Source organism: Pseudomonas sp. MH9.2 (assembly GCF_034353875.1).
Taxonomy (GTDB): Bacteria; Pseudomonadota; Gammaproteobacteria; order Pseudomonadales; family Pseudomonadaceae; genus Aquipseudomonas.
Genome location: NZ_CP133784.1, coordinates 1,924,618 through 1,945,947, shown reverse-complemented (window position 1 = coordinate 1,945,947; position 21,330 = coordinate 1,924,618). Strand labels below are relative to the sequence as shown.

The window sequence follows — 21,330 nt, the reverse complement described above, 5'->3', positions numbered from 1 at the left end:
TTAGACTTGTGCATGGCACAGGTCGACGTCGTCGCCCCCCCCCGCTTTTTCTAAACCACGCCATTAAGGCAAAAAACCACCACAATTTGCGCCTAAAGCTCCATTCATCCGCCGCTGGTACAGAACCGGTATTTGGGAAATCGCAGCTTAAATGGTAATGCCGAATGCCTCCTGCGAAAGTGTGCGGCCGTTATATAGAAACCCAATTGACTCAGGTCAGTTTGACATCGCGCACTGAGTGTCACTGTCATATAACATTTACCGCAATCAGTGAGCTGAACCAGCCTAACTTGAGCAGGTGTTTGATACGATTTATGTCTTTTTGCAATAGGACGGGAAGATGCCAGAGGGCACTTGGCGACAATTAGATTCTCGATTTATCCAATACGGTCAGCTAACAATGTTATGAGGGTTTTCGTATGATAAAGAAAAGTATAAAAGTTCCTCCCATGCAAATATATTTCTACCGCGCAGAATACAGCAACGACATCTTTCAGTTCTTGGCGTTGCCTCAAATACATTTACTTCGAAAAATTCTGATAGTACCTGACTCAACCCATCCTGATATAGGGGTTGAAATTGAAACCAATCTAAGCCACCAAGAAATAACTACTGCCTTGGCTTTGGTGGAGGATGGTCACGTGATGCTTGACGATCAAATGCAATGGAACGTACCTGATCTCAAGCGCCGTAATTGATCGATTCAAGATGGTCTCTTAATGTTGGGCTCTGAGGATTACAGCTGATCATTCTCGCTGTCTGAGAATAGTGGCAACATAGTCTTGAATAAGCGGACTCTTAGGGAGATTCGCATTATCGGTCCTTAAGGTTCGAATAGACCGAAGGGAGCATCCCTAGCGTCTCTAACAAAAGCTCCTGATTGTCTCTGAGAATACCATAATCGATAATGTTGTCACTCAGCCTGACAGGCGAGAACGCCTTGGATATATATTTGCAGACCTCTCGGTCGGTATAACCTCGGCCATACAGCCAGATATCAAATTCTTTGGCTAGGCCGAGTTTTAGTCTATTTTGAAGCGATCTAGCCATCGACAAAAGATCGTCACTCATGCCTTTCCCCTCAATGATGTCTGCCATGCCTCCAATAATCAGCATGCCATCATAAGCAAGTGCAGAGCAATGATCGACTATGTGGTCCTGAGTGATAGCTCTTAACTGAGACTTGGCTTTACACTTGCCTGCTTGAAGTTTCGAATATTTCAAAATGGCGGCATAACTCTCCCCTCGTATCCACAGGACAGCCAGTTCAGTCGAGAGAGAAGGGGGCTGGATGTTGGTTATTATCTTACTGGTAGAAAAGTCGGAAATTAACCCCCAGCATAGATTCAGTAAGTCTTCAGGGGATTCTGTTAGTTGTAGTTCGAATAGATTAGCATCAATCCAGTTTTCAATGTATGAAAGCTGATCTAAGCCCAGCAGTGTTCTACCATAGTAGCTGTATTTTTCGGGTGGCACTGTTGCCAGTCTTTCGTAGATTAACTCAAAAATCGCAAGAAGAGCGTCGCGTTCATTTGCATCTGCCAAGTAGAATGCAAGCGTTTGGCTGATCAGGGCGCTAAAAGTATCTTTGTCTAACGCATCGGGATTATCTTTGAGTACGGAAAGAAAATAGCTTTCAATAGCCACCAAGATCTGTTCCCTGTTGTCCATTTCATCCATTAACTCAGAAACGTCAATATTATTGACTGTTCCCCAATTTATCCATTGTGATCTTCGGCGTGAAGGGTCTTTTAAAAAATTGTGGACATCGTTTTCAGCTTTTTCGAACCTGAAGGGTTTGATAATATCTTTCAAACTGCTTAAGCAGGCTTCAGCATTGTTGAAGTCAAGCAATGATAGGGCAGCCTGCCATTTCTGCTGTCCAAAGCGAGTGGATCTGTCATCAAAGATCGAGGGATTGGAAAAGATAATACTACCTTCCGTATGGTACCCGGAGCGTCCCGCTCTGCCGATGAGATTTTGAAAGTCACGCGTGGAGATCCTGTTACGGCCCTGCATTGTGCTGGACACAATCAGATACTTAATCGGTAGGTTGACGCCCTGTGCGAGGGTCGATGTGCATATAACAAAGTTTGCTTTACCATTTTCCATCGCCCATTCAACGGCTGATCTAATACCATTTGGGACTCCTGAACTATGTGGCAAGACGCCCATTCTAATTACTTTTGAGAAAGGATGATCTTTCGAAAAATGAAGTTCGGAAAGGTATGCGATTTTGAGAATTTCAGTCTCGTCAGCGCCTTCTATCGGTTTGGGCGTTTCCAAGCCTCTAGAGTAGAAGTCGATAAGAATTTTACTAATGGATATTAAGGCTCTCTTGTCACCACAGAATAGAGCGACGGGCCCTTGAGGGCACAGACGGAGGCCTAGGTAGCAAGAAATGGACTGAGGCTTTTTCTTTTCAGGAAATAACCTATCATTTTTCTCTGCACCTTTAACCCCTAGGTTAATTTGCTGCACGATTCTTGGTACGTAGAGGCCGCTATCTCGTCTGTTGTCCTGAGATAGATAACTTAGCTGACCCATATCAGTGACCCAGCTAAAAAAGGCTATGCTTCTTATGGACGGTAGGTTTTTGCTTCCTTGAATGTTTACTCCGCGCTCACCATTCAGCCATTCGCCAATAGTTTGCGCATTAGCCATTACTGCGGAAATCAAGACTTTCTGCGCGTCAGGGTGTATCGTTGCTTTAAGAGAGGCAATTAATAGTTCGTATGTTACGCCTCGCTTGCCGGTGTCGAATTGATGACCTTCATCAAAAATCAATAATCCGATTTTTTCCGCTAATTCAGGTTTATATCGCAATAGGTACACGAGTTTCTCGGGGGTGGAAACCATGATGGTAAATTCATGTCCTCCCTTATAGGCGTCACCTAAGAGAAACTTTAGAAAATCCTGCTCGTCCCCATCAATGTTCGTAATGTCTCTCAACTCATTGACATTTACTGAGTCGCTTTCAAAAGCTTTTTCAAAGTCTTTTGAAATTTCTCTACACAGCGCTCGGAATGGCGCTACTATTACTGCTAATTTGGCACGCCCGGACAGGAATGCACTCCGAATAATTAACTCGGCTGATTTTGTTTTTCCTGCGCTGGTCGGCATTTGCATTACTGCCGATTTCCCTCTTAAAACACCTAGTTCTCCGACCAATCTCTGGCCTGGCCAAAATTCTTTTATAAATCCATCATTGCCTAGTGTTTTGCTCCATACATCCAAGTCCATATCCGTATACAGAGGTAAGCAAGCGAGTGATGAGTTTTTGATTTTTCGAAGTACTAACGCGACAATGGTATCGACTAAAAGCAACTCTCGATCACTACCCTGGCTATACACTGCGTCACGCAGGTTTTGGGTTGCTTTGTTTACTAAGAATGTTTCAGAGTTTTGATCAAAGAAATTAACATAAGCGATGAAAACATCATGAATTTCCTCGTTATAACGTCCGTCAGGAAATTGACAATATGTATCTGTAAGGTCGCCCTTTAAAATCCAGACTAAAAATCCTTCTAGATAGCTCTCTGTGATCCTAAATGGTGCGTCCGCAATTTTTCGAGCAAGTACCAATGAACTCCCTGGCATATCGGCTAAGTAATATGATGCTGAGCTTAATGTTCTAAGGTATTCGTCAATTTCCGGCGTCAGCTTGGCAGAGCTTAAAGCCTCAAAATATTGGCTTACTAAAATTAGTTGGGCCTTCAGCTCTTCCCGATAGGCGTCCCTGTCATCATGCGGCCTGGCCTCTAAGGCTGCCAGCTCTCCCAGTATCCCAATTGTGAAAACCAAAAGTCTCTTTGGATCTTGTGACAGCTCTAAGTGAAAGCTTTCATCTATACCGAATTCATACTGCTTAGCTTTGGCCCGAGTGACGTCAAGAATCACTTTGGCATTTGTCTCAAGCTTCATTCGCTGCCCTCCGATAAAGCTCGTGGACTAGGGACATTAGCAGCTCGCCGCTGACCACAATCATCTCAAGATGATGTTGGTTTGGATGCAAGCTCGTATCAGATTCTGCGATTAGTTCTTCGTCATACGATGATTCTGTAAAAACTGCACCAGCACCGTAGCGGCGCTTACAAGGATGGTCCGGCTCTCTTTGGAATCGGTCAACAAGACCTACTCCATCCATGTCTTTTCTATCGAATAGTTTTTGTCTCATGGCACTTAGAGATTCAGCAAGCCTAATCTCATCTTTCATAGAGTCATTGATGGCATTTTGCAAAACATTCGATTTCGATTTTTCAGAGGCCTTGGCTTTTACCTCGAATATCAAAAGCTCATCCTGATCACTGATGACCCCTTTTGTTTTTTTAAATGCTAGAACATCTGAGCCTTTAGTCGACTCATTAGCAATTCCTTTGCGATCATAGCGAGTCCTGGGCACCTGATAGTTTCGTATATATTCTAGATAATCCGCGATTAAAATCTCTGCGAAATCCCCAGCTCTAATGCTAGGTCCTGGCGCGTTTAGCTGGTGGGGGAACTTTTCAGTCAATAAATACTGCTGGTTTGTTTTCGTCGGGTTTTTTATGAAAGGTAGCTCTTCGTCTCGGCAGTAATGATTTCGGAAGTGTTTAGCCCAGGAAGACATCATTGCCGTATCTGACGTATCGTATTTCAATTTCAAAACGGGTATGTCTCGACCACACATGGACTTGATGACTGTCCCCGAGTCTTCGAGCCAACCTAAGTGATCTGCTATTGATGACATTTCACATCCTGTGTCGAGGCCCTTTCTCCTCTCTACCCTATAGGTCCAGCGACCTGGAGACTAGATCCCGACTCACCTCGGCATGGATGAGTCTGCCAGCATATTGCCACTTGGATCTATGGTTTGAATAGGCTTATGAAGCTGACCTAGACGAGCCATGGAGATGGGGATTTTTTTGTGCTTGAACTCAAAGCTCATCCGTATCCTCTGACCACGTTTTATTGTCTGCCGCTAACCAGTTTTCCGAAAATAGCCCGGGTTCATGAAAAGTAGCCTCAGGCGAACACATCTCCGGTGCCTTTGCTACATGTGAATGGCTCTAACGGTACAGGGCTGATGAAAGCTCTTGGCCGATCCCCATTCGCGACCGGGAGCAGCCGACCAGTAGCTTCCATCAAGTTACTACGTTGCGGTAGCTCTTAGCGGGCTAGTGAAGTGTCGGTTTTTGACTGGGGCTTTTTGCCTCCCCAGCTGAAGGTACCCACTGCAAATATGCTTCTGTGGTTGCTGTGCTTTTATGCCCTAGCAGCCTTTGAACCCGTTTCACAAGGGCAAGCATTGACTCAGTTTTTTTCTTGTCGTCAGTCATTTCGCTTTCTCAGTTAGCCTCTGTTCACTCTAGCCCCACGGGCTAATCGACAATGGCCTGCCTCGGATGACTATTGGCAGCACCTACGCTAAAAGCTTAGAGGGTTTTTGCGGACAGGTAATTAATAAATCGTTGGACGGATATCTCAAATTTCCAACCGTTTCCACCACGCAGTACAATGCAAAGCATGGCGTTGGGTATGTACTACCTAGGCCTCAGTGAGTGGAAGACGCAAGACCTAAGGGAAAACGCAGTCCTGCTGGCCACAGAAGGTTGACCGCTACACGCCGTCGAGGAGCGACAACCTCCGGTGTTAGAGTCTAAGCCTGAGTAGCGCAAGCATGGTGTTCTCGCAGTATTCCTCTCACCTGTCGTTCGCGGCTGAACTCCTCCCAAGTTTCTGCATTCACCATTTGGTTCACTGCGTGATCAATGTTCCCGTCTGTCATGCCCAGCTTAATCAGATCTTGAAAAAGCGGTACGGTAAGCAGTTCAGGCGTTTCCTGCTCGGCTTCAGTGGCTTGGGTCGCGTATTTCTCGATGGTTGCTTTTGTTTTCACCCCTAGCAACTCAGCGATGGATTCCCACGGAATTCCACCAGAAAGCATGTTTCGCGCTTTTGACCACTTTACGTAATTGTTGATGCGTTTTGTCATTGGCCAAGATCCACGGTCCAGATCTCTGTGGATAGCTCGATACATCGTGAGGTCAGCTTTATGCGCATCGATGAAGGTTAGGCACGCGGCCCGATTTTCGCGCTCAGACCGAGACATTGGAATTCGCAGTTTCTGCGATATTTCTTCGGCCAGGTTCAGCTGCTTCGCAAGCGGGTATTTGACGGTGTCAGGTGTATGTCGATCCAGGTAACCGAAAACCTCTGAGGACAGCCTGCTGTTCATTGCAGGGATCGGGGTACCTTCTTCGAGATGTTCAACTAGTTGTTGGCAAGCCCAAGGAAGCTGAATCTCGATGGTCTTGTTGCCGATTGTCAGTTGACCAACACAGGACATCAACGGGTTAACCTCGCTTAGCTCCTCGGGCTCATCTGTTCTATTCGTCCAGTCTCGCTCCTCCAAGGGCAGTGGGCCTGAATAGATGCGGTTGTCCCGCATATAGGCAATAGTCTCACTCGGTTTACTGGAGATGAATTGACATCCGTTTGCATAATCGCCTGCGACAACAGCTGTTGCAGCGGGAGTGTTTATGTCATCCCCCAAAAAGGCCCCCCACAAACCACCTGGCAACATGAGGAGCATCCACTCCCTAAACTCACAGGTTTGAGACAGCATCTTTATATGTTGCCGTTCGACTTCTGTCGATCTGTAGTCGGGATGAGACTGAATTACCTCATCCGGTGTAGCTGCGTAGGGAAGCCAGCGCATCAGCCCCTCGCACATGCGATCTTCTGTAGTCCACCAAACTCGATTTTCATCGTCCCACTCGACATCGAACAACTTTGCCTCATCCTTCTCTTCGAAGGGCACAGCTAAATCAATACGCTCGGACATTTGCCTGTATCTCAGTTGATTTACGTCCCTTTGCTGGTCAACGTTGGGGCGAGAATGCAAGTATTGTAGCGAGCAACCGTCCGATTGGTTACCTCGGTGCTGGCTTCGGCTAGCACTGGAGCACTTGAGGCGTATTTTTGATGGTTGCTTCAGATGCTTTCATGGCTACGCGGCCGAAAACGATCCTTTTGAACACTCTGACCAGCCTTAGAGGCCAACCAAAAATGCTTACTGCATTGTTCAAAGTGCTTTTTAGAAAAAAATCCAAGCCTGCACCCAGCTTTTTGGACGAATTTGTTCGCCGCCACAGAATTGAGTTCTATTGGCCCGGAAAAAATTCGGTCGAAGGCTCGGATCTTGGTGAGTTTAGTTATCTTGTCGGCGGCCTTACTGGCGGACAGGTGCGTTCCTTGAAAGATTTTCGGTACGTAGCTGATCAGAAAGCACTGATCGAAGCGAGCATTGCTGATGATATTAAAAAAGATGTGCTTTGGGAGTCTGAACGGTTCTACTGCTGTCGCGAGATTGCTGAGGGGAACGTGCAGCAACTCCAGAAAATCGTCCACAGCATCGCCGGGTACGTGAGGCTTTGTGATCAATTAGGAATTGGTGTCCAGCCGGGTGAAGTGGGCTCCACGATGACCTATGTTGTAACGTGACGGTCATTGCTGGTTAGTAGGATCTACTGACTCACGATTGCTGAAATGGTCTCGTGAGCACCTGTGTTGATTGAAGGAGATGTCCCCCAAACAATTCACATGGATTATGGTAGATCAGGTTCGCAGGCGCCAACGACGGGTTCCCATAAAAAAAGCCCCCTCATTGATGCGAGGGGGCCTATCAATATCCCGTAACTTCTAACCGGGATTCATTCCGGCATCTTGCCCTCAGTATTCACCTTGCCTCGGCTTGTCAGGCCAGTCACCTGGTATTTCGCCGTTGCTAGGTGAATCCGAGAAAACCGCCATCCAGATCAGCAGTCCCAAAGCGAGACTGTAGGCAGCGGGCAGAAAGTACAGCGAAATGTCGTGGGTCATTTTTTATCCTCATGGTGACATTTGAGCACTGTGCTCATCATCAGCATGCCTGCGGATCTAAAATGATGTAAAGAACTTGAACTTCGTTCAGCTGCTGGTCGTTCTTTTAGCGTGGTGTCGACTACGGGGGGCTAACCTGCGGCTGGTGGAGCTAGCTCACCATCCGACGAATGCTGGCCTGATGTTGTATGGAAAGCCATTGCGCATCAGGTATCGACACATCGCCCAATGTCGTTATGAGGAGAGTTCACGCTTCTGCCTCTATTTTTGCGGATTCCACGGCCATCCGGCCACCCTTACGCGGCAGTAACTCCCCGATCTGTCTAGCCTTCTGCGTCGGCAGCCACTCCATGTGTCTTGGGAGTTAAAATGATCGCACCCTCAATCAGTTGCAAATCAAACTCTTGCCCCATTTCCCAGCCTTGCTCCTGAAGCAGATCGGGCGGGATCTCAACGAGCAAGTCTCCAGAGCCATCTGCTACATCAACGCAGCTAGTTTGCCATTTTCTCTTTTCAGTCACGTGCATGCTTCCGAATCATCCACTCCACATTGGGTGCAATGTAGCCTTCATGCTCGTCGCAATCCAACCCATATCGATGGTGCTTTCAGTCGACGCTGCATAGCTACGGTTGCACCACATACCCAGGTTGACGCTGTATGACAGGGGTTAGTCAGCACCTCCTGAGGGAAAGTGAAACCCGCTGGCCAGTTTCCGCGTAGCGGCTTTCTCAACGAGCAGCTTCACTGAAGTCCGCTAGGGTTTGACCCGCACGATTCGTGGACATGATCGGCAGAGAACGACCCGTAGCAGCCCCTCACGTCCAGCAGCAGTCTGCCAAATTGTAAACATAAATCCGTAACCAACAGATGGCTGGCTATGGCACGAATCAGGCTGACGGGAGGTAGGTACACCAGAGCTTCTTATCCTCGGCATTCCTACCGGGCTTCCAATAAACCTCGCCAGACAGCTCGTTAGGCACCTTGTAGACGATCTTCGTGTTGAGCTTGATGAGAGGGTTCAGCGACCGCAAACGGATTCCGTAGCCATCGCTCATGATGGTTTCAGTCGTATCGAATTTGAAATCTTTGTCATCCTTGCTGATGAACAAGCTGCCTTCGAGTGGCAGCCGACCTTCGTTGTCAGTATTCTTGAAGGTCGCGTTCACGGTGAGGAATCGCGCATCAGGATCTGGCTTCACGGCGGAGTAGCGGTTGCCAGTGTCGATGGATTTGCTGATGGTGCAGTCATTAACCGTCACATCGAAGTAGCCAACTTGATCATGCATGGCTTCCTGCTTCGCTTTAAGCCCTTTGAGGTAGCTTGTGGCATAGGTGTTGTAGCTGTTCGTCACGGTGTCGCCAATGGCGCCTATACCGCAGAAGAGAGTATCGGCGGTGTCCTTGGTCCACTTATGGTTCTTGTTCTGCTCAATGCGCGCATTTTCAGCCACGGTAAGGTCATGGGTCATCTGCAATGCAAGCCCTTTCTGCTTAGCTAGATCCTTGATTTTCAGAACATCGGCATTGAAGTCTGTGCCTTTCCGGCGTGCGTAGAAGTCGGCCAAAATCGCATCCCTACCAAGCGCGAAGCGCAGAATCTCTGCTGTCGAAATGTCCTTCTGGTTAGAGAAAAAGTATTCGTTCTCTTCCTCTGTGAGATTGGACCCATCGAACTTTACGGCTGAACAATCAGGCAGTTCAGTCTTCGTTGTGCCCTTTTTGGCAGTTGCGGTAGAGGCGAAGCCGGGTATTGCGAGACAGGTCATTAGAGCCAAGGCAAGGCGGCTGCGGTGCATTTCAAATCCTTTGTGCAGGTGGTGTGATGGGCGAAGCCTATCCGTATGGCATGTGGCTATCAACTGAGTCGTCCCGCATTATATTGACACGCTCGAATGACTGCTTTTGCAATTGACTGGTCAGTGGCAATGCAAATGGGAAACCAAGTGGGATGTGATTTCCCACTTTCCACAGAATCCCATTTTCCCGCATTGAATGGGGACTTACTCTTGAAGGAGGGACGGAAGGGCGTAGATGTGCCTATGACTGGCGTAGCCGCATGATGGCTTCAATGATTCCTTGAGCATTCGAGTCCAGCGTTTCCATGGCTTCCAATGCGTTAGCGGCGACACTCCCCACTCCGTTTTCTGAGAGCCACTTGGTAACCTCTTCCATCGCAGCAGCTAGAGCGTGCTGATTATGCAAAATGAAGGGTTAGCGCGTCCGCTGTGGCTACGTTTGCTTTTGAATTATCTGACATGGCTATCGTCCTTGAGTGATGGTGCGGGAAGCCTAGATCATCTCGCCGCTGGTTGGGGAGCACTTTTAAAGATCCGCTGACACCTAGGTAATTGCACTGACTGGCCCCCCATTTACAATCGACCTGATCAGTCATTTGCACTGGATTTGACCAGTACAATTCGTGATCATGACCGGCAGAGAACGACCCATTGCAGCCCCTTGTGCCCATCAGTAGACGGGCAAGAATAACCAGTTGGTCACCGACGACCGCGTCCAACAGAAGCCGCCGGCTACGAGTCCTCGAAAGTGCGGAGATTCGTGTTTCCGTAAACAGTGCGGGGCCTTCATAGTGAGACTGAAATCAAAATGCTAGACTAACGACAAAATCTTACTGCATCTCGCGAGGGCAAAGTTTGGAAGTCTCAAAATTTATCTCTAAATGCGATGAATACTTTGCAGAGTATGAAGCAACTGGGTATCGCACCCTGAATGGGTATGAAAAAATATACTCACTAGCACGGCATAATATCGGTGACCCGAAAACGGTTCTTCGAGCATGTACTTATCTTCGACAGAAGATGGTAATTATGCGTCATCAGCAAAAACTCAACCATGAAAAATACTTCCCAGTTCTAGATGCGATTCGAGACGCAGCAAGACAAGCTCCCGCACAGGGAATGCCGGTGCCACTAGAAACAGATTGGAGTGAGCTGCTCAAGATAGTAATTGAAAATCGAAAAGAGCTTTGTTTTTTTGATGGTCCTGCATCGTCACCTCTGGACGAAAAACTGGACACATTCGCTTCCTCTTACCAAAGGCTCACTAGTTTTGGCGTTGAGATTGTAGAGAGGGACTATCAGTTTTACATATCTGAGCAAAGCTACAGAATAATACAGTCCGAGATTGAGCGTCTGTGCGCAGCCTATGGCGGCGATAACATGCTAGTCGCTCTAACCCAACGATTAGGCAAAACATTTAACAGCACAACTGGGCGGTTCATGGAATACCGCCGTGTCTCAATGGGTACAACATCAGTGCAGGCAGCTTTGCCGTTCGGGTACCTCTTCGCGCTGGGAGTCAAGCATGCAGGGTCAAAAGACTTTAGAGATTCGTCGCACTTTGATCATTTGCTGATTTTCATATCTGATCTAATAGTTATTTTTGAGATCCAACCTTATTCTCAGTTCGAGGCTATGCATCTCGGTGAAGAAGTCATGCTGGATTTTATTAAAAAAAATATGCTTTATGACAGTTTAGTGGGACTTCCTCAGATCAAAGCAAGTTGCGCTTTCGACTTGATAAAGCTTGTGCATACAAAATTTTCCGAGGCCAACTACTATTCACATAATGTAAAAATCAAAGATGTGACTAGGGTCGCCCTAGCGCTGATTTCGTTGTCTGACACCAGGCGGTTTACCACAGTGACCGCCAAGGAAATTGCATCAAAAACTGGAATTTCAGAGTTTAAAGTCCAGGAAGTAGTGGCGCGGGTGCTGAGTGCCGCGTCAGGCTCGGCCAACTCAGAACTGGTGTTCCCTCCCTCAAGTCTCGCGATAGACCACTACTTCAAACCAATCATCAAGGTCGGAAATCAATATAGAATTCTTCCAAAAAGTATAGCTTCATTAGGGGCACTAAACGCAGTTTGCAATTGCATATCAAGACCTGACGACGAATGGTCAAATCCGAAGGATAGTGTTTTAGGCTACGCAATTGAAGATTTTCTAAGAGATAAATTAATACGCAAAGGTATAAGCATTTTCCATGGGAATCGGATTGGTGGCGAACTGGAACTTGAATCAGATCTGATATGCGAAACAAACGATAAAATCTATATATTTGAAATGAAAAAGAAAGGACTGACTCGTCAAGCGTTGTCGGGAGATGAGCCGAAAATACTTTCTGATCTCGCTGATAGCTTGCTAGCGACTCATGTGCAAGCAATGCGCATAGAGAATGTGCTCAAAAATAATGGATCAATCACCTTGGCCAACGACGGAAATGAGAAAACTGTCTATTTAAATGGCCGCGCTGTGACTAGAGTTTCGGTAAGCCTTCATGATTTCGGAGCATTGCAAGATAAAACCGTTTTGCAGCGCATCCTCACCATTGCTGTATTCAGCGAAGTAAGACATCCTGACAAAAAAATAGATGAAAATCTAAAGAAATGGAGGAAACACTCGGCCGAATTGAAGCGGCTTGCAGGCGAGAGCGGGGAGATTGGAGTTAAGGGCAGGATTCCATTTTACAATTCTCTATTTATGAGTATTCCGCAGATAATTATGGTGTTGGAAAACTCAGACACTCCTGGAGGTTTTTTTAAGCACATGGCTAGCCTCGTCTCAATGACTACAGGAAGTCGTGATACCTACACTGAGTTCTTAAATCGGTTACATTTTGTGGAACAGTGCAAGGCGGAGGGCCTTGATATCTGAACCAGATATGTCGTATGGCTTGCTCAACAGAGCCGATCAAGGTCGGCTTTAGTAGCACCTCCGATATACTATGGCCTCGCTGCACGCTGCGACTGATTTCTCCCTATATTTCTATACTCCGCAACCGTAAGGTAGCGGTCGTTTATGAGTGGCCGCTTCTGGCCGATTTTGTTGAAAAAGTCGATTTTTTAGAACTGCCGAAAGATTGGTCGGAAAAGCCGCCTTTTAGCACGCTTCTGCGTGAAATCTCAGCCTGAAAACCTCTGCCAATATTAAGGATTTCAATCTACGACGCGTACTTTTCTTCCTTAAAAACCGAGGCCGACTGTTTTCAACAGAATCGGCCGTTTTCAGCCGTTCACTACAGGCAGAAAACGGCCAATTTTCCGTTACTCGGAGTCGACTTTCCACCTGGATAGAGAGTTGACTGGTAAGCGACCCATAAACCCCACGTACCGTTAGATGGGCTTTATGTTTACCTTGGCATCTCTGGCGAGCAGTTCCATGGCAGCAAGGCTTCGAAGTCTTCTACCGACGAGGCTTGTGGCAGGCGTTCCAGTACATGGCGCAGCCACGTATAGGGCTCTTGGCCGTTAGCCTTGGCAGTTTCGACCAGGCTGTAGATCTGGGCACTGGCCGTCGCACCTCTGGGCGTATCGCTGAACAGCCATGCCTTGCGGCCTATTACAAACGGCTTTACTGCTCTTTCGGCGACGTTGTTGTCGATGGGTAAAAAGCGCCGCTTTCGACCCAGTCTGTGTGAAAACGCGGGCACTGATTTGAACTCCGCGCTTCTACGTAAAATCTGCGAACGTTTAGCGAGTGAGCGGATTTTGCGTAGACGTGAGAAATTTTCTCTACTTTTGAGCGCCACATCTGCTCGGCGGCGTTTTCACACAGCCTGGACCCGAAATGGACATCGGGAGACGTCTGTTTTAGATCCGGAGAGGACGCATGCGCCTCGTCTTGTTATGCTGCTGCTCAAGTGGGAACGGAAGCCTGCCGTTGGAAATCCGCCCCATCGTTCAAGAAAATCATTGATGACGGGTTCAGTAAATGGCACGAGTTGACTTGAATGTTCCCTTCGCTGAGAAAGATCAGGCCAAGTCGCTAGGTGCGCGTTGGGACTCTCTGGCCAAGGTTTGGTATGTACCAAGTGGAGTTAACGCAGAGTTATTCGCTTGTTGGTTGCCTTCGGCGAACGGTTCCGACCCAGAGCATGAACCTGAGTTTGGCATTCGCTCGCCTCATTATTTTGTTTTGGAGTCTGCAACGGACTGCTGGAAATGCAGCCGCCTCACACGTGTTTTCTCATTTATGCTTCCGGAGCAGCACGAGCAATTCGAGTATGCGCAAGACGATGATGAGGACTTCGCTCTGACCAGTAATCCGGGCTACTGGGTGTGCCATGGGTACAGAGGGACGATGTCCAGTCTGCACGGTCTGTCCCGACCGGTCATCAACCAGCTTCGCTTGCATACCGAGTGCTATAAGCCCGCTTATAGCAAGACCGCAGGGGTTACTTACTACATGAACCACTGCGAACATTGCGCTGCCAAGCTAGGGGATTTTTATATGCATTCTGAGCCGGGTGGAGCGTTCTTTCCTACCTCACCGACAGAGGCAAGTGGAATGATCCTGCACGAAGTGAACGAACGCTTTGATGCCAACGGCGGCGTCGGGTATACAACCGACGACTTCATGGGTTATATGCAGCGCGAGGGTGGATGACTATCGCTGGAAATAAATACGTCCCCGGAAAAGGGTCAGATCTACTTTGCTCTCCTCTAGATGCCACTGATTCCGAAGAGTAGCTGGCTCTCTCAGCGCCTTCGGCATTGGATCTCTTAACTAGCACTCCTCAGACCTCAGAACTGAAAGGGACCAATGCTCGAAAGGACGTTTACACCCCATCCAGATATCTCATTAGAAGGCCAACCATCCCTGGTGGATGAAGAGCGGCTTTGGTGTTTGCTTGGACTGCCATCTTGCGGGATGACGCTGCATGAAGAAGTGAAGGGCGGCTTCCCATTCATTTTTTTAGCGCGTCTATCTTCGGTTTACGGAATTTCACAGGCTGAATTGGCGGGCTATGCAGCAATTTCGTCTCGGACGCTGAGACGAAGGGCGCAAGTCGGACGTTTCACGATGTTAGAAAGTGATCGCTTTTATCTATTTGCCACAGCCCTAATCGCAGCGATTAGCCTATTTGAGGGGGACCTCGGGTTGGCGCAAACCTGGCTTTTCCGGCCAATGCCTGCCCTTGCTGGCTCGAAACCGATAGAGATGTTGTCAAGCTACGTAGGAACAAAAGCAGTGTTGGATTTGATTGACCGTATTGAGCACGGCGTCTTTGTGTAACCTCGTCAGTTTAACGTTAGCCGGGCGAAGCCAGACGCCAAGCCCCCTACCCACTTAAATTGTATGAGAGGGGGTGCTAGGCGTCCTCTAGTTATTTCACCTTTTCAATGGACACAACTTTGGCTGTCCCTCCCTCAGATCGGAACTCGAAAGTCACATGATCTCCGGCATTCAGTGCCTCCAGTTGCTCTGCCGTTGCGGAAAAAGCCATAGTCATAGCGGGCCACTGCACGGCCGGAACGGCGCCATGAGCGATAGTCACTGTGTGTTTCTCGGAATTAATGGCCTTGATTGTGCCCTCGGCCTTGGCTACTGGGGCATGTTTCGCCTCAGGCTTCATCTGCGTGCCTTCCATAGGCATCTCGTCCGTTTTCATACCCGGCATGTCCTCTGCCTGAGCAGGAAGAAACAACACAATTACGATACTTGCAACGGCGATCAGGGTCAGTTTCATACGACTTTTCCTTGAGGGTTGGTGGGGTCAACTGGGAGGTGCCGGCGGCGCATCAAGCGGTAGGCTGCCGGAATGACGAACAGGGACAGTAAGGGTGCGGTGACCATGCCGCCGACCATGGGCGCGGCGATGCGGCTCATCACTTCGCTACCGGTGCCACTGCCCAAAAGGATCGGCAACAGGCCGGCAATGATGACGGCCACTGTCATGGCCTTGGGGCGAACCCGCTGTACCGCGCCTTCACGAATCGCAGCGATCAATCCACGCTCGGTGTTATCACCGATGTCTTCACGTTCGGCCCAGGCATTCTTCAGGTAAAGCAGCATGATTACGCCAAATTCGGCAGACACACCGGCCAGGGCGATAAAGCCGACCCCGGTGGCCACAGACAAATTGAATCCCAGCAGATAGAGGAACCACGCCCCTCCAGTCAGTGCGAACGGCAGAGTGACCATGATCAGCAAGGCCTCGTCGAAGCGGGCGAAAGTCAGGTAAAGCAGCACGAAGATGATCAACAGAGTGGCAGGCACCACTAGTTTGAGGCGTGCGTTGGCCCTTTCGAGAAATTCGAATTGTCCTGAGTAACTCAGGCTCATTCCCGGCTGCAACTTGACATGCTCACTGACAACCCGGCGCAAGTCGGCGACCACGGAAGCGATGTCCCGTCCGCGCACGTCGATGTACACCCAGCCCGAAGGGCGTGCGTTTTCACTTTTGAGCATCGGTGGCCCGTCCGTGACCTTGACCTTCGCCACAGTGCCAAGGGTGATCTGGCTGCCTAACGGGGTGTAGATCGGTAATTGCTCCAAGGCGCCGAGCGAGTCACGCCACTCCCGTGGATAGCGCACGTTAATCGGGAAGCGTGCGAGCCCTTCAATGGTTTCCCCGACATTTTCACCACCTATAGCGCCGGCCACAATGGACTGCACATCGGCGATATTCAGTCCGTAGCGGGCGGCGGCCTTGCGGTTGATATCCACGTCGATATAGCGGCCACCAGTTAGTCGCTCGGCCAGCGCCGAGCTGACACCGGGCACGTCTTTGGCTACGCGCTCGACGGCCTGAGTCGCCGCATCGATCTCCGTCAGGTTGGTGCCGGAAATTTTCACCCCTATCGGGCTCTTGATCCCGGTGGCAAGCATGTCGATGCGGTTACGAATCGGCGGTATCCAGATATTAGTTAGCCCCGGAACACGCACCACCCGATCCAACTCTTCTACCAACTTCTCCTGGGTCAGTCCGGGTCGCCATTGCTCGCGTGGTTTGAACTGGATGGTGGTTTCGAACATCTCCAGCGGCGCCGGGTCGGTAGCGGTTTCGGCACGGCCGGCCTTACCGAAGACGTGCTCGACTTCGGGCACCGTCTTGATCAGGCGGTCGGTCTGCTGCAACAGCTGCGCCGCCTTCTGTACTGACAACCCCGGCAGAGCTGAAGGCATATAGAGCAGATCGCCCTCGTCCAGCGGTGGAAGGAACTCACCACCCAAGCGAGAGATCGGCCATAGCACGCTGAGAAAAACCAGTAGTGCTACCAGCAGGGTGATTTTGGGCCGACGTAGCACCGCGTCCAGGGCCGGTTGATAAATCCTGATCAACCAACGGTTCAGCGGGTTCTGTTGTTCATTGGGAATCCGACCACGAATCCAGTAGCCCATCAGCACCGGCACCAGGGTCACCGACAATCCGGCCGCTGCGGCCATGGCGTAGGTCTTGGTGAACGCCAATGGACCGAACAGCCGCCCCTCTTGCGCCTCCAGTGTGAACACTGGAATAAATGACAAGGTGATGATCAACAGGCAGAAGAACAGGGCTGGACCTACCTCGGTCGCTGCTTCGGTCATCACCTGCCAGTGACGTTCACCCCTCAGCTCTTCCTCAGGATTGGCTGCGTGCCAGGCCTCAATTTTTTTATGGGCGTTCTCAATCATCACTACAGCAGCGTCGACCATAGCGCCTATGGCGATGGCGATCCCTCCCAGGGACATGATGTTGGCGTTAATCCCTTGATGACGCATGACGATGAAGGCGATCAGCACCCCCACTGGCAGAGAGATGATCGCCACCAGGGATGAGCGCAAGTGCCAGAGAAATATCCCGCAGACCAACGCGACCACGATGAATTCTTCGAGCAGTTTGTGGCTGAGATTTTCTACTGCGCGGTCGATCAGCTTGCTACGGTCGTAGGTAGTGACGATTTCCACCCCGGCTGGCAGACTGCTTTTCAGTTCGTCGAGTTTGGTCTTGACCGCCGCAATGGTTTCGCGAGCGTTCTTACCGCTACGCAGAATTACCACGCCGCCAACGGTCTCGCCTTCGCCGTCAAGTTCGGTGATGCCACGCCGCATTTCCGGCCCCAACTGGATCGTGGCGACATCGCCAAGGGTCACTGGCACACCACCCGAACCCAGCTTAAGCGGGATCGCCCGAAAGTCATTGAGCGTCTTCAGATAGCCGGAAGCCCGTACGATGAACTCGGTCTCTGCCATCTCCAGCACGGCACCACCGGTTTCCTGGTTAGCCTTGCCGATAGCTTCGGTCACCTCAGCTTGAGTGATGCCGAGGCTGGCCAGTTTGAGCGGATCAAGCTGCACCTGGTACTGCTTGACCATGCCACCCACCGTAGCCACTTCGGCAACGTTCGGCAGAGTCTTGAGTTCGAACTTGAGGAACCAGTCCTGCAAGGCGCGCAATTGCGCCAAGTCATGTCCCCCACTGCGGTCTACCAGCGCGTACTGGAAAATCCAGCCCACGCCCGTCGCATCAGGCCCCAAGGCTGGCTTGGCACTGGCCGGCAAGCGGCTTTGTACCTGGCTCAAGTATTCCAACACCCGCGAGCGAGCCCAGTACAAGTCGGTCCCGTCTTCGAACAGCACATAAACAAAGCTGTCGCCAAAGAAGGAATAACCACGCACGGTCTTGGCTCCAGGTACCGAGAGCATGGTAGTCGCCAACGGATAGGTCACCTGGTTTTCGACGATCTGTGGCGCTTGTCCTAGATAAGGAGTCCGGATAATCACCTGCACATCGTATAAGTCTGGCAGTGCATCGATAGGTGTACTTTGAATCGACCAGATGCCCCAGGCGGTGACGAACAATGTCGCCAGCATCACGAGAAAGCGATTGGCTACCGACCAACGAATCAGGGCTGCGATCATGGCTGGTTCCCCGATTTATCCAGGAGCTCAACACGCAAACCATTATCGGTCTGGCTAACCGCGATCCGAACCTTGTCGCCCGTTTTTAGGCCCTGCATCAGAGCCGGATTGGCGAGTGGGAAAGTCATCGTCATGCCAGGCATGCCCAGCGTCTTGAAGGGGCCATGGGCGAGCGTGACTTCTTTGTCGTTGATCTCAACGATCTGCCCATCCGCTTCATGAAAGCTGGAGGCTGCTGCGCTGGGCGATGACTTTTCCCCTGTGCTCGCAACAATGCCCTTAAGGCTGGCCTCAGAGTCGAGCAGGAACTGGCCAGATGTAACCACCTTCTGGCCTTCTTCCAGACCTTTCAAAATCGCGGTCTTGTCATCGTTTTCCAGCCCAAGTTGCACCTCCACTGGACGATAGCGGCCGGCGTCTTCGACGAGCATTACCAGCGCACGTCGGCCAGTGCGAATAACCGCCTCGGTCGGCACCCACAACACACGTTGCTCAGTCGAACGATTCAGGTGTACCTGCGCCGTCAAACCCGGTCTGAGACGCCCGTCCGGATTGGGTAGTTCAACCCGCACGCGGAGGGTGCGGCTGTCTGAATTGGTTTCGGGCAGAATCGCGCTGACCTTGCCATTGAGCACTGTCCCTGGGAAGGCGGGCAGGCGGGCCTCAACCGCCTGTCCCACGGTGATCGATCCGGCCTCCGACTCTGGAACGGCCGCGGCTAACCAGACGCTACTCAAGCCATTGACGCGCGCCAGAGTCTCGCCAGCCGCCACGGTCATACCCGCACGCACGTTCAATTCTTGCAGCACCCCACCAATGGGGCTGGTGAGGGTCAGGTTTGGCTGGACCTTACCGCCACGCTCTACCTGGGCAATCAGTACCGCCGGCATCCCTGTGAGGCGCAGACGCTGGCGTGCCGCCGCCAACAAGTCAGCATCACCGTTGCGTTTCAGTGCAAGGAACTCTTCCTGGGCAGCAGCCCACTCCGGCACCAGGATATCCGCCAATGCTGCATTAGCGTTGAGCACATCGCCTGGGGCATGGGCATAGACCCGCTCCACAAAGCCAGCGGTGCGTGCTTGAATCACCGCGACATCACGTTCGTTGAATGCCAAGACACCTGTCACATCGAGGCTGGAGCCAAGCACCCCACGGGTGACTGTCGCAAAACGCAGCCCGAGATTCTGGGTCAGGCTCGGATCGATGCTGACGGTCGCACGATCCCCTGCGCCACCGGCATACTGGGGCACCAGTTGCATGTCCATAAAGGGGGATTTACCCGGCTTATCGAACTTCTGCTGCGGGTACATCGGGTCATACCAGTACAACGCCTTGCGTTCCGCTGACGCTTTGAGGCCCTGCTCAGGGGCTACACCCGATGTCCCTATCACGCGGGGCTGAGCGAGCCAATAACCACCGACAACACCCACGGTAATTGAGACACCGATCAGTAAAGACCCTTTCCAGTTTTTAGGACTCATTGACCAGACTCCCCATAGGCGAAATACAGGCGAGCACGGGTGAGAGCACGCTGCTCTTCAATATCAATCTGTTTGAGGCGGGCTTCGATGAGTTCGCGACGGGCAGATACAACAGCGTTCAAGTTGCCCTTGCCGGCGCGGTAGCTGGCCATACTGAGTTCGACCTTTTCCTTGGCCAGGGGCAACAGACTTTCTTGGTTTCGGCGCACAGAACGGTTCAGGCGCTCATAGTCGGCCAGCTCTTCCTCCAGTTGTTGGGTATGTTCGCGTGAAAGGGCCTCACGCTCGGCCTCAAGCTGGTTGAGTTCAGCGTGCTTAGCCGCAATCTTGGGGTTTTGGCGGGAGTCAGGAAACAGCGGTAGGTCAAAGGAGAACTGCACGCTGACCATATCGCCGAACTGACGGCCGCGATGCTGGTAATCGAGTTCCCAGCTCCAGTCCGACTGCTTCTCCGCCTCGGCTTCACGGACCTTGGCTTGCGCCTCGCGGGTCATCGGCGCAAACGCCGCTAATTCAGGGTGGTGTTGCAGCTTATGTGAGTAGCCTGAGGTATCGACGGGCCATTCAGGCAAGCTGCCCACTGGCTTATCGTTGGCTGTGGAGCCAATCCAGCGTTTGAGGGCCGCTCGGGCCTGTGCGCGCTGGCGAATCAAATTGTCCTGCTGCTCCGCCAGTTGAGCCGCTTCCTGTTTGGGTGTCACCGCATCGGCGGGTTGAGCGCGGCCACCGGCAATCTGGGCACGGACGGTATCGGTCAGTAGGCGGTTTTCTTTGTAAAAGTCCTGGAACAGAGCGTCTTTACGCTCAACGGAGTAGCTGCTGATCCAGGCCAATGCAGTGGACTGGCGGACGTTCAGACGTTCGACTCGACGCTCAGCAGCGGCTCGATCAACGGCCGCATTGGCGACCTCGATGCGTGCTTTGCGCTTGTCGCTGTTGGGCATTTCCTGCCTGACCCCGACCACTTGCATCGTCATAAAGTCCTGGTCGATGCTCCAGCGATCCGGACCGCCAATGGGGTAGTTCTGCATGCCCAGTAGTAACTTGGGATCGGGTAGTTCACCGGCGGGGATGGCAGCGCTGCTGGCAGCCTGAATTTTTGCGTCTTGTGCAGTCAGCGACGGCGCATTGTTTTCGGCCAGCCGCAACGCTTCATCGAGTGTCAATGGGGCAGCGAGGCTCGGCAATGCCAGTCCGCTTGCCGCCAGGGCGGCCACGAGGGACCAACCTGTGCAATAGCACTTGGAGTTCATGTTCACGATTCCTGTGATGATCCACTGCGCGCCTCATCAGACGTGCGCGCAGATATGCCATCCCGCTAACGCGGAATGAGGGTCAATGT

Annotated in this window: 15 protein-coding genes and 2 pseudogenes; 6 read left to right on the top strand and 11 right to left on the bottom strand. The window is 51.0% G+C overall.

Annotated elements, in window-relative coordinates; genetic code table 11:
- Window positions 1-419 precede the first annotated feature (419 nt).
- Entirely contained in the window at window positions 420-698 is a 279-nt protein-coding gene (locus RHM55_RS09130) for a hypothetical protein (protein ID WP_322181293.1), read from the top strand.
- Window positions 699-813: 115 nt separating this feature from the next.
- On the opposite strand, the gene RHM55_RS09125 is transcribed toward RHM55_RS09130, so the two are convergent.
- From RHM55_RS09125 to RHM55_RS09115, 3 genes are all read right to left on the bottom strand, one after another.
- On the bottom strand, window positions 814-3,924 hold the full coding sequence (locus RHM55_RS09125) for a DEAD/DEAH box helicase (protein ID WP_322181291.1): 3,111 nt from the start codon (window positions 3,922-3,924) through the stop codon (window positions 814-816).
- Window positions 3,914-4,729 carry a Hachiman antiphage defense system protein HamA gene (locus RHM55_RS09120; RefSeq protein ID WP_322181288.1) on the bottom strand — a complete coding sequence of 272 codons (816 nt, stop codon included), beginning with the start codon at window positions 4,727-4,729 and terminating at the stop codon, window positions 3,914-3,916. Before RHM55_RS09120 ends, RHM55_RS09125 begins: the two co-directional genes overlap by 11 nt.
- Before the next feature lie 909 nt (window positions 4,730-5,638).
- Window positions 5,639-6,826, bottom strand: coding sequence for a DUF5710 domain-containing protein (locus tag RHM55_RS09115; RefSeq protein WP_322181286.1), 1,188 nt, complete (start codon window positions 6,824-6,826; stop codon window positions 5,639-5,641).
- Between the two features lie 140 nt (window positions 6,827-6,966).
- Between RHM55_RS09115 and RHM55_RS09110 the strand changes: the two genes are divergently transcribed.
- Window positions 6,967-7,485, top strand: coding sequence for a hypothetical protein (locus RHM55_RS09110; protein WP_322181284.1), 519 nt, complete (start codon window positions 6,967-6,969; stop codon window positions 7,483-7,485).
- Between the two features lie 701 nt (window positions 7,486-8,186).
- On the opposite strand, the gene RHM55_RS09105 is transcribed toward RHM55_RS09110, so the two are convergent.
- The 3 genes and pseudogenes from RHM55_RS09105 to RHM55_RS09095 all read right to left on the bottom strand — a co-directional run bounded on the left by RHM55_RS09105 (window position 8,187) and on the right by RHM55_RS09095 (window position 10,121).
- Window positions 8,187-8,390 carry an AbrB/MazE/SpoVT family DNA-binding domain-containing protein gene (locus RHM55_RS09105; protein ID WP_322181282.1) on the bottom strand — a complete coding sequence of 68 codons (204 nt, stop codon included), beginning with the start codon at window positions 8,388-8,390 and terminating at the stop codon, window positions 8,187-8,189.
- Between the two features lie 361 nt (window positions 8,391-8,751).
- Window positions 8,752-9,660: a hypothetical protein gene (locus tag RHM55_RS09100; protein ID WP_322181280.1), complete on the bottom strand. Its 909-nt coding sequence runs from the start codon at window positions 9,658-9,660 to the stop codon at window positions 8,752-8,754.
- Between the two features lie 241 nt (window positions 9,661-9,901).
- Window positions 9,902-10,121 (bottom strand): annotated as a pseudogene (locus tag RHM55_RS09095) (hypothetical protein).
- A 568-nt stretch (window positions 10,122-10,689) separates the two neighbouring features.
- Here RHM55_RS09095 and RHM55_RS09090 point away from each other — a divergent pair.
- Together RHM55_RS09090 and RHM55_RS09085 are read left to right on the top strand one after the other, a co-directional pair.
- Window positions 10,690-12,537 carry a hypothetical protein gene (locus RHM55_RS09090; protein ID WP_322181278.1) on the top strand — a complete coding sequence of 616 codons (1,848 nt, stop codon included), beginning with the start codon at window positions 10,690-10,692 and terminating at the stop codon, window positions 12,535-12,537.
- 14 nt (window positions 12,538-12,551) lie between these two features.
- Window positions 12,552-12,794, top strand: coding sequence for a hypothetical protein (locus RHM55_RS09085; protein ID WP_322181276.1), 243 nt, complete (start codon window positions 12,552-12,554; stop codon window positions 12,792-12,794).
- A gap of 218 nt (window positions 12,795-13,012) precedes the next feature.
- Here RHM55_RS09085 and RHM55_RS09080 read toward each other — a convergent pair.
- Window positions 13,013-13,273 (bottom strand): annotated as a pseudogene (locus RHM55_RS09080) (transposase domain-containing protein); the annotation flags it as partial.
- A 320-nt stretch (window positions 13,274-13,593) separates the two neighbouring features.
- On the opposite strand from RHM55_RS09080, the gene RHM55_RS09075 reads away from it, so the two are divergent.
- Both RHM55_RS09075 and RHM55_RS09070 read left to right on the top strand, forming a co-directional pair.
- Complete coding sequence (locus RHM55_RS09075) at window positions 13,594-14,268, top strand: DUF5710 domain-containing protein (protein ID WP_322181274.1); 675 nt, start codon at window positions 13,594-13,596, stop codon at window positions 14,266-14,268.
- A gap of 156 nt (window positions 14,269-14,424) precedes the next feature.
- On the top strand, window positions 14,425-14,898 hold the full coding sequence (locus RHM55_RS09070; RefSeq protein ID WP_322181272.1) for an antitoxin Xre/MbcA/ParS toxin-binding domain-containing protein: 474 nt from the start codon (window positions 14,425-14,427) through the stop codon (window positions 14,896-14,898).
- Window positions 14,899-14,989: 91 nt separating this feature from the next.
- On the opposite strand, the gene RHM55_RS09065 is transcribed toward RHM55_RS09070, so the two are convergent.
- From RHM55_RS09065 to RHM55_RS09050, 4 genes are read right to left on the bottom strand one after another with little or no spacing between them, the layout of a single operon-like run.
- Window positions 14,990-15,352, bottom strand: coding sequence for a copper-binding protein (locus RHM55_RS09065; protein WP_322181270.1), 363 nt, complete (start codon window positions 15,350-15,352; stop codon window positions 14,990-14,992).
- A complete protein-coding gene (locus RHM55_RS09060; RefSeq protein ID WP_322181268.1) occupies window positions 15,349-18,507 on the bottom strand; it encodes an efflux RND transporter permease subunit in 3,159 nt (1,052 codons plus the stop codon). Before RHM55_RS09060 ends, RHM55_RS09065 begins: the two co-directional genes overlap by 4 nt.
- Window positions 18,504-19,988: an efflux RND transporter periplasmic adaptor subunit gene (locus RHM55_RS09055; protein ID WP_322181266.1), complete on the bottom strand. Its 1,485-nt coding sequence runs from the start codon at window positions 19,986-19,988 to the stop codon at window positions 18,504-18,506. Before RHM55_RS09055 ends, RHM55_RS09060 begins: the two co-directional genes overlap by 4 nt.
- Window positions 19,985-21,241, bottom strand: a complete 1,257-nt coding sequence (locus RHM55_RS09050; RefSeq protein WP_322181264.1) for a TolC family protein — start codon at window positions 21,239-21,241, stop codon at window positions 19,985-19,987. Before RHM55_RS09050 ends, RHM55_RS09055 begins: the two co-directional genes overlap by 4 nt.
- Between the last annotated feature and the right edge of the window lie 89 nt (window positions 21,242-21,330).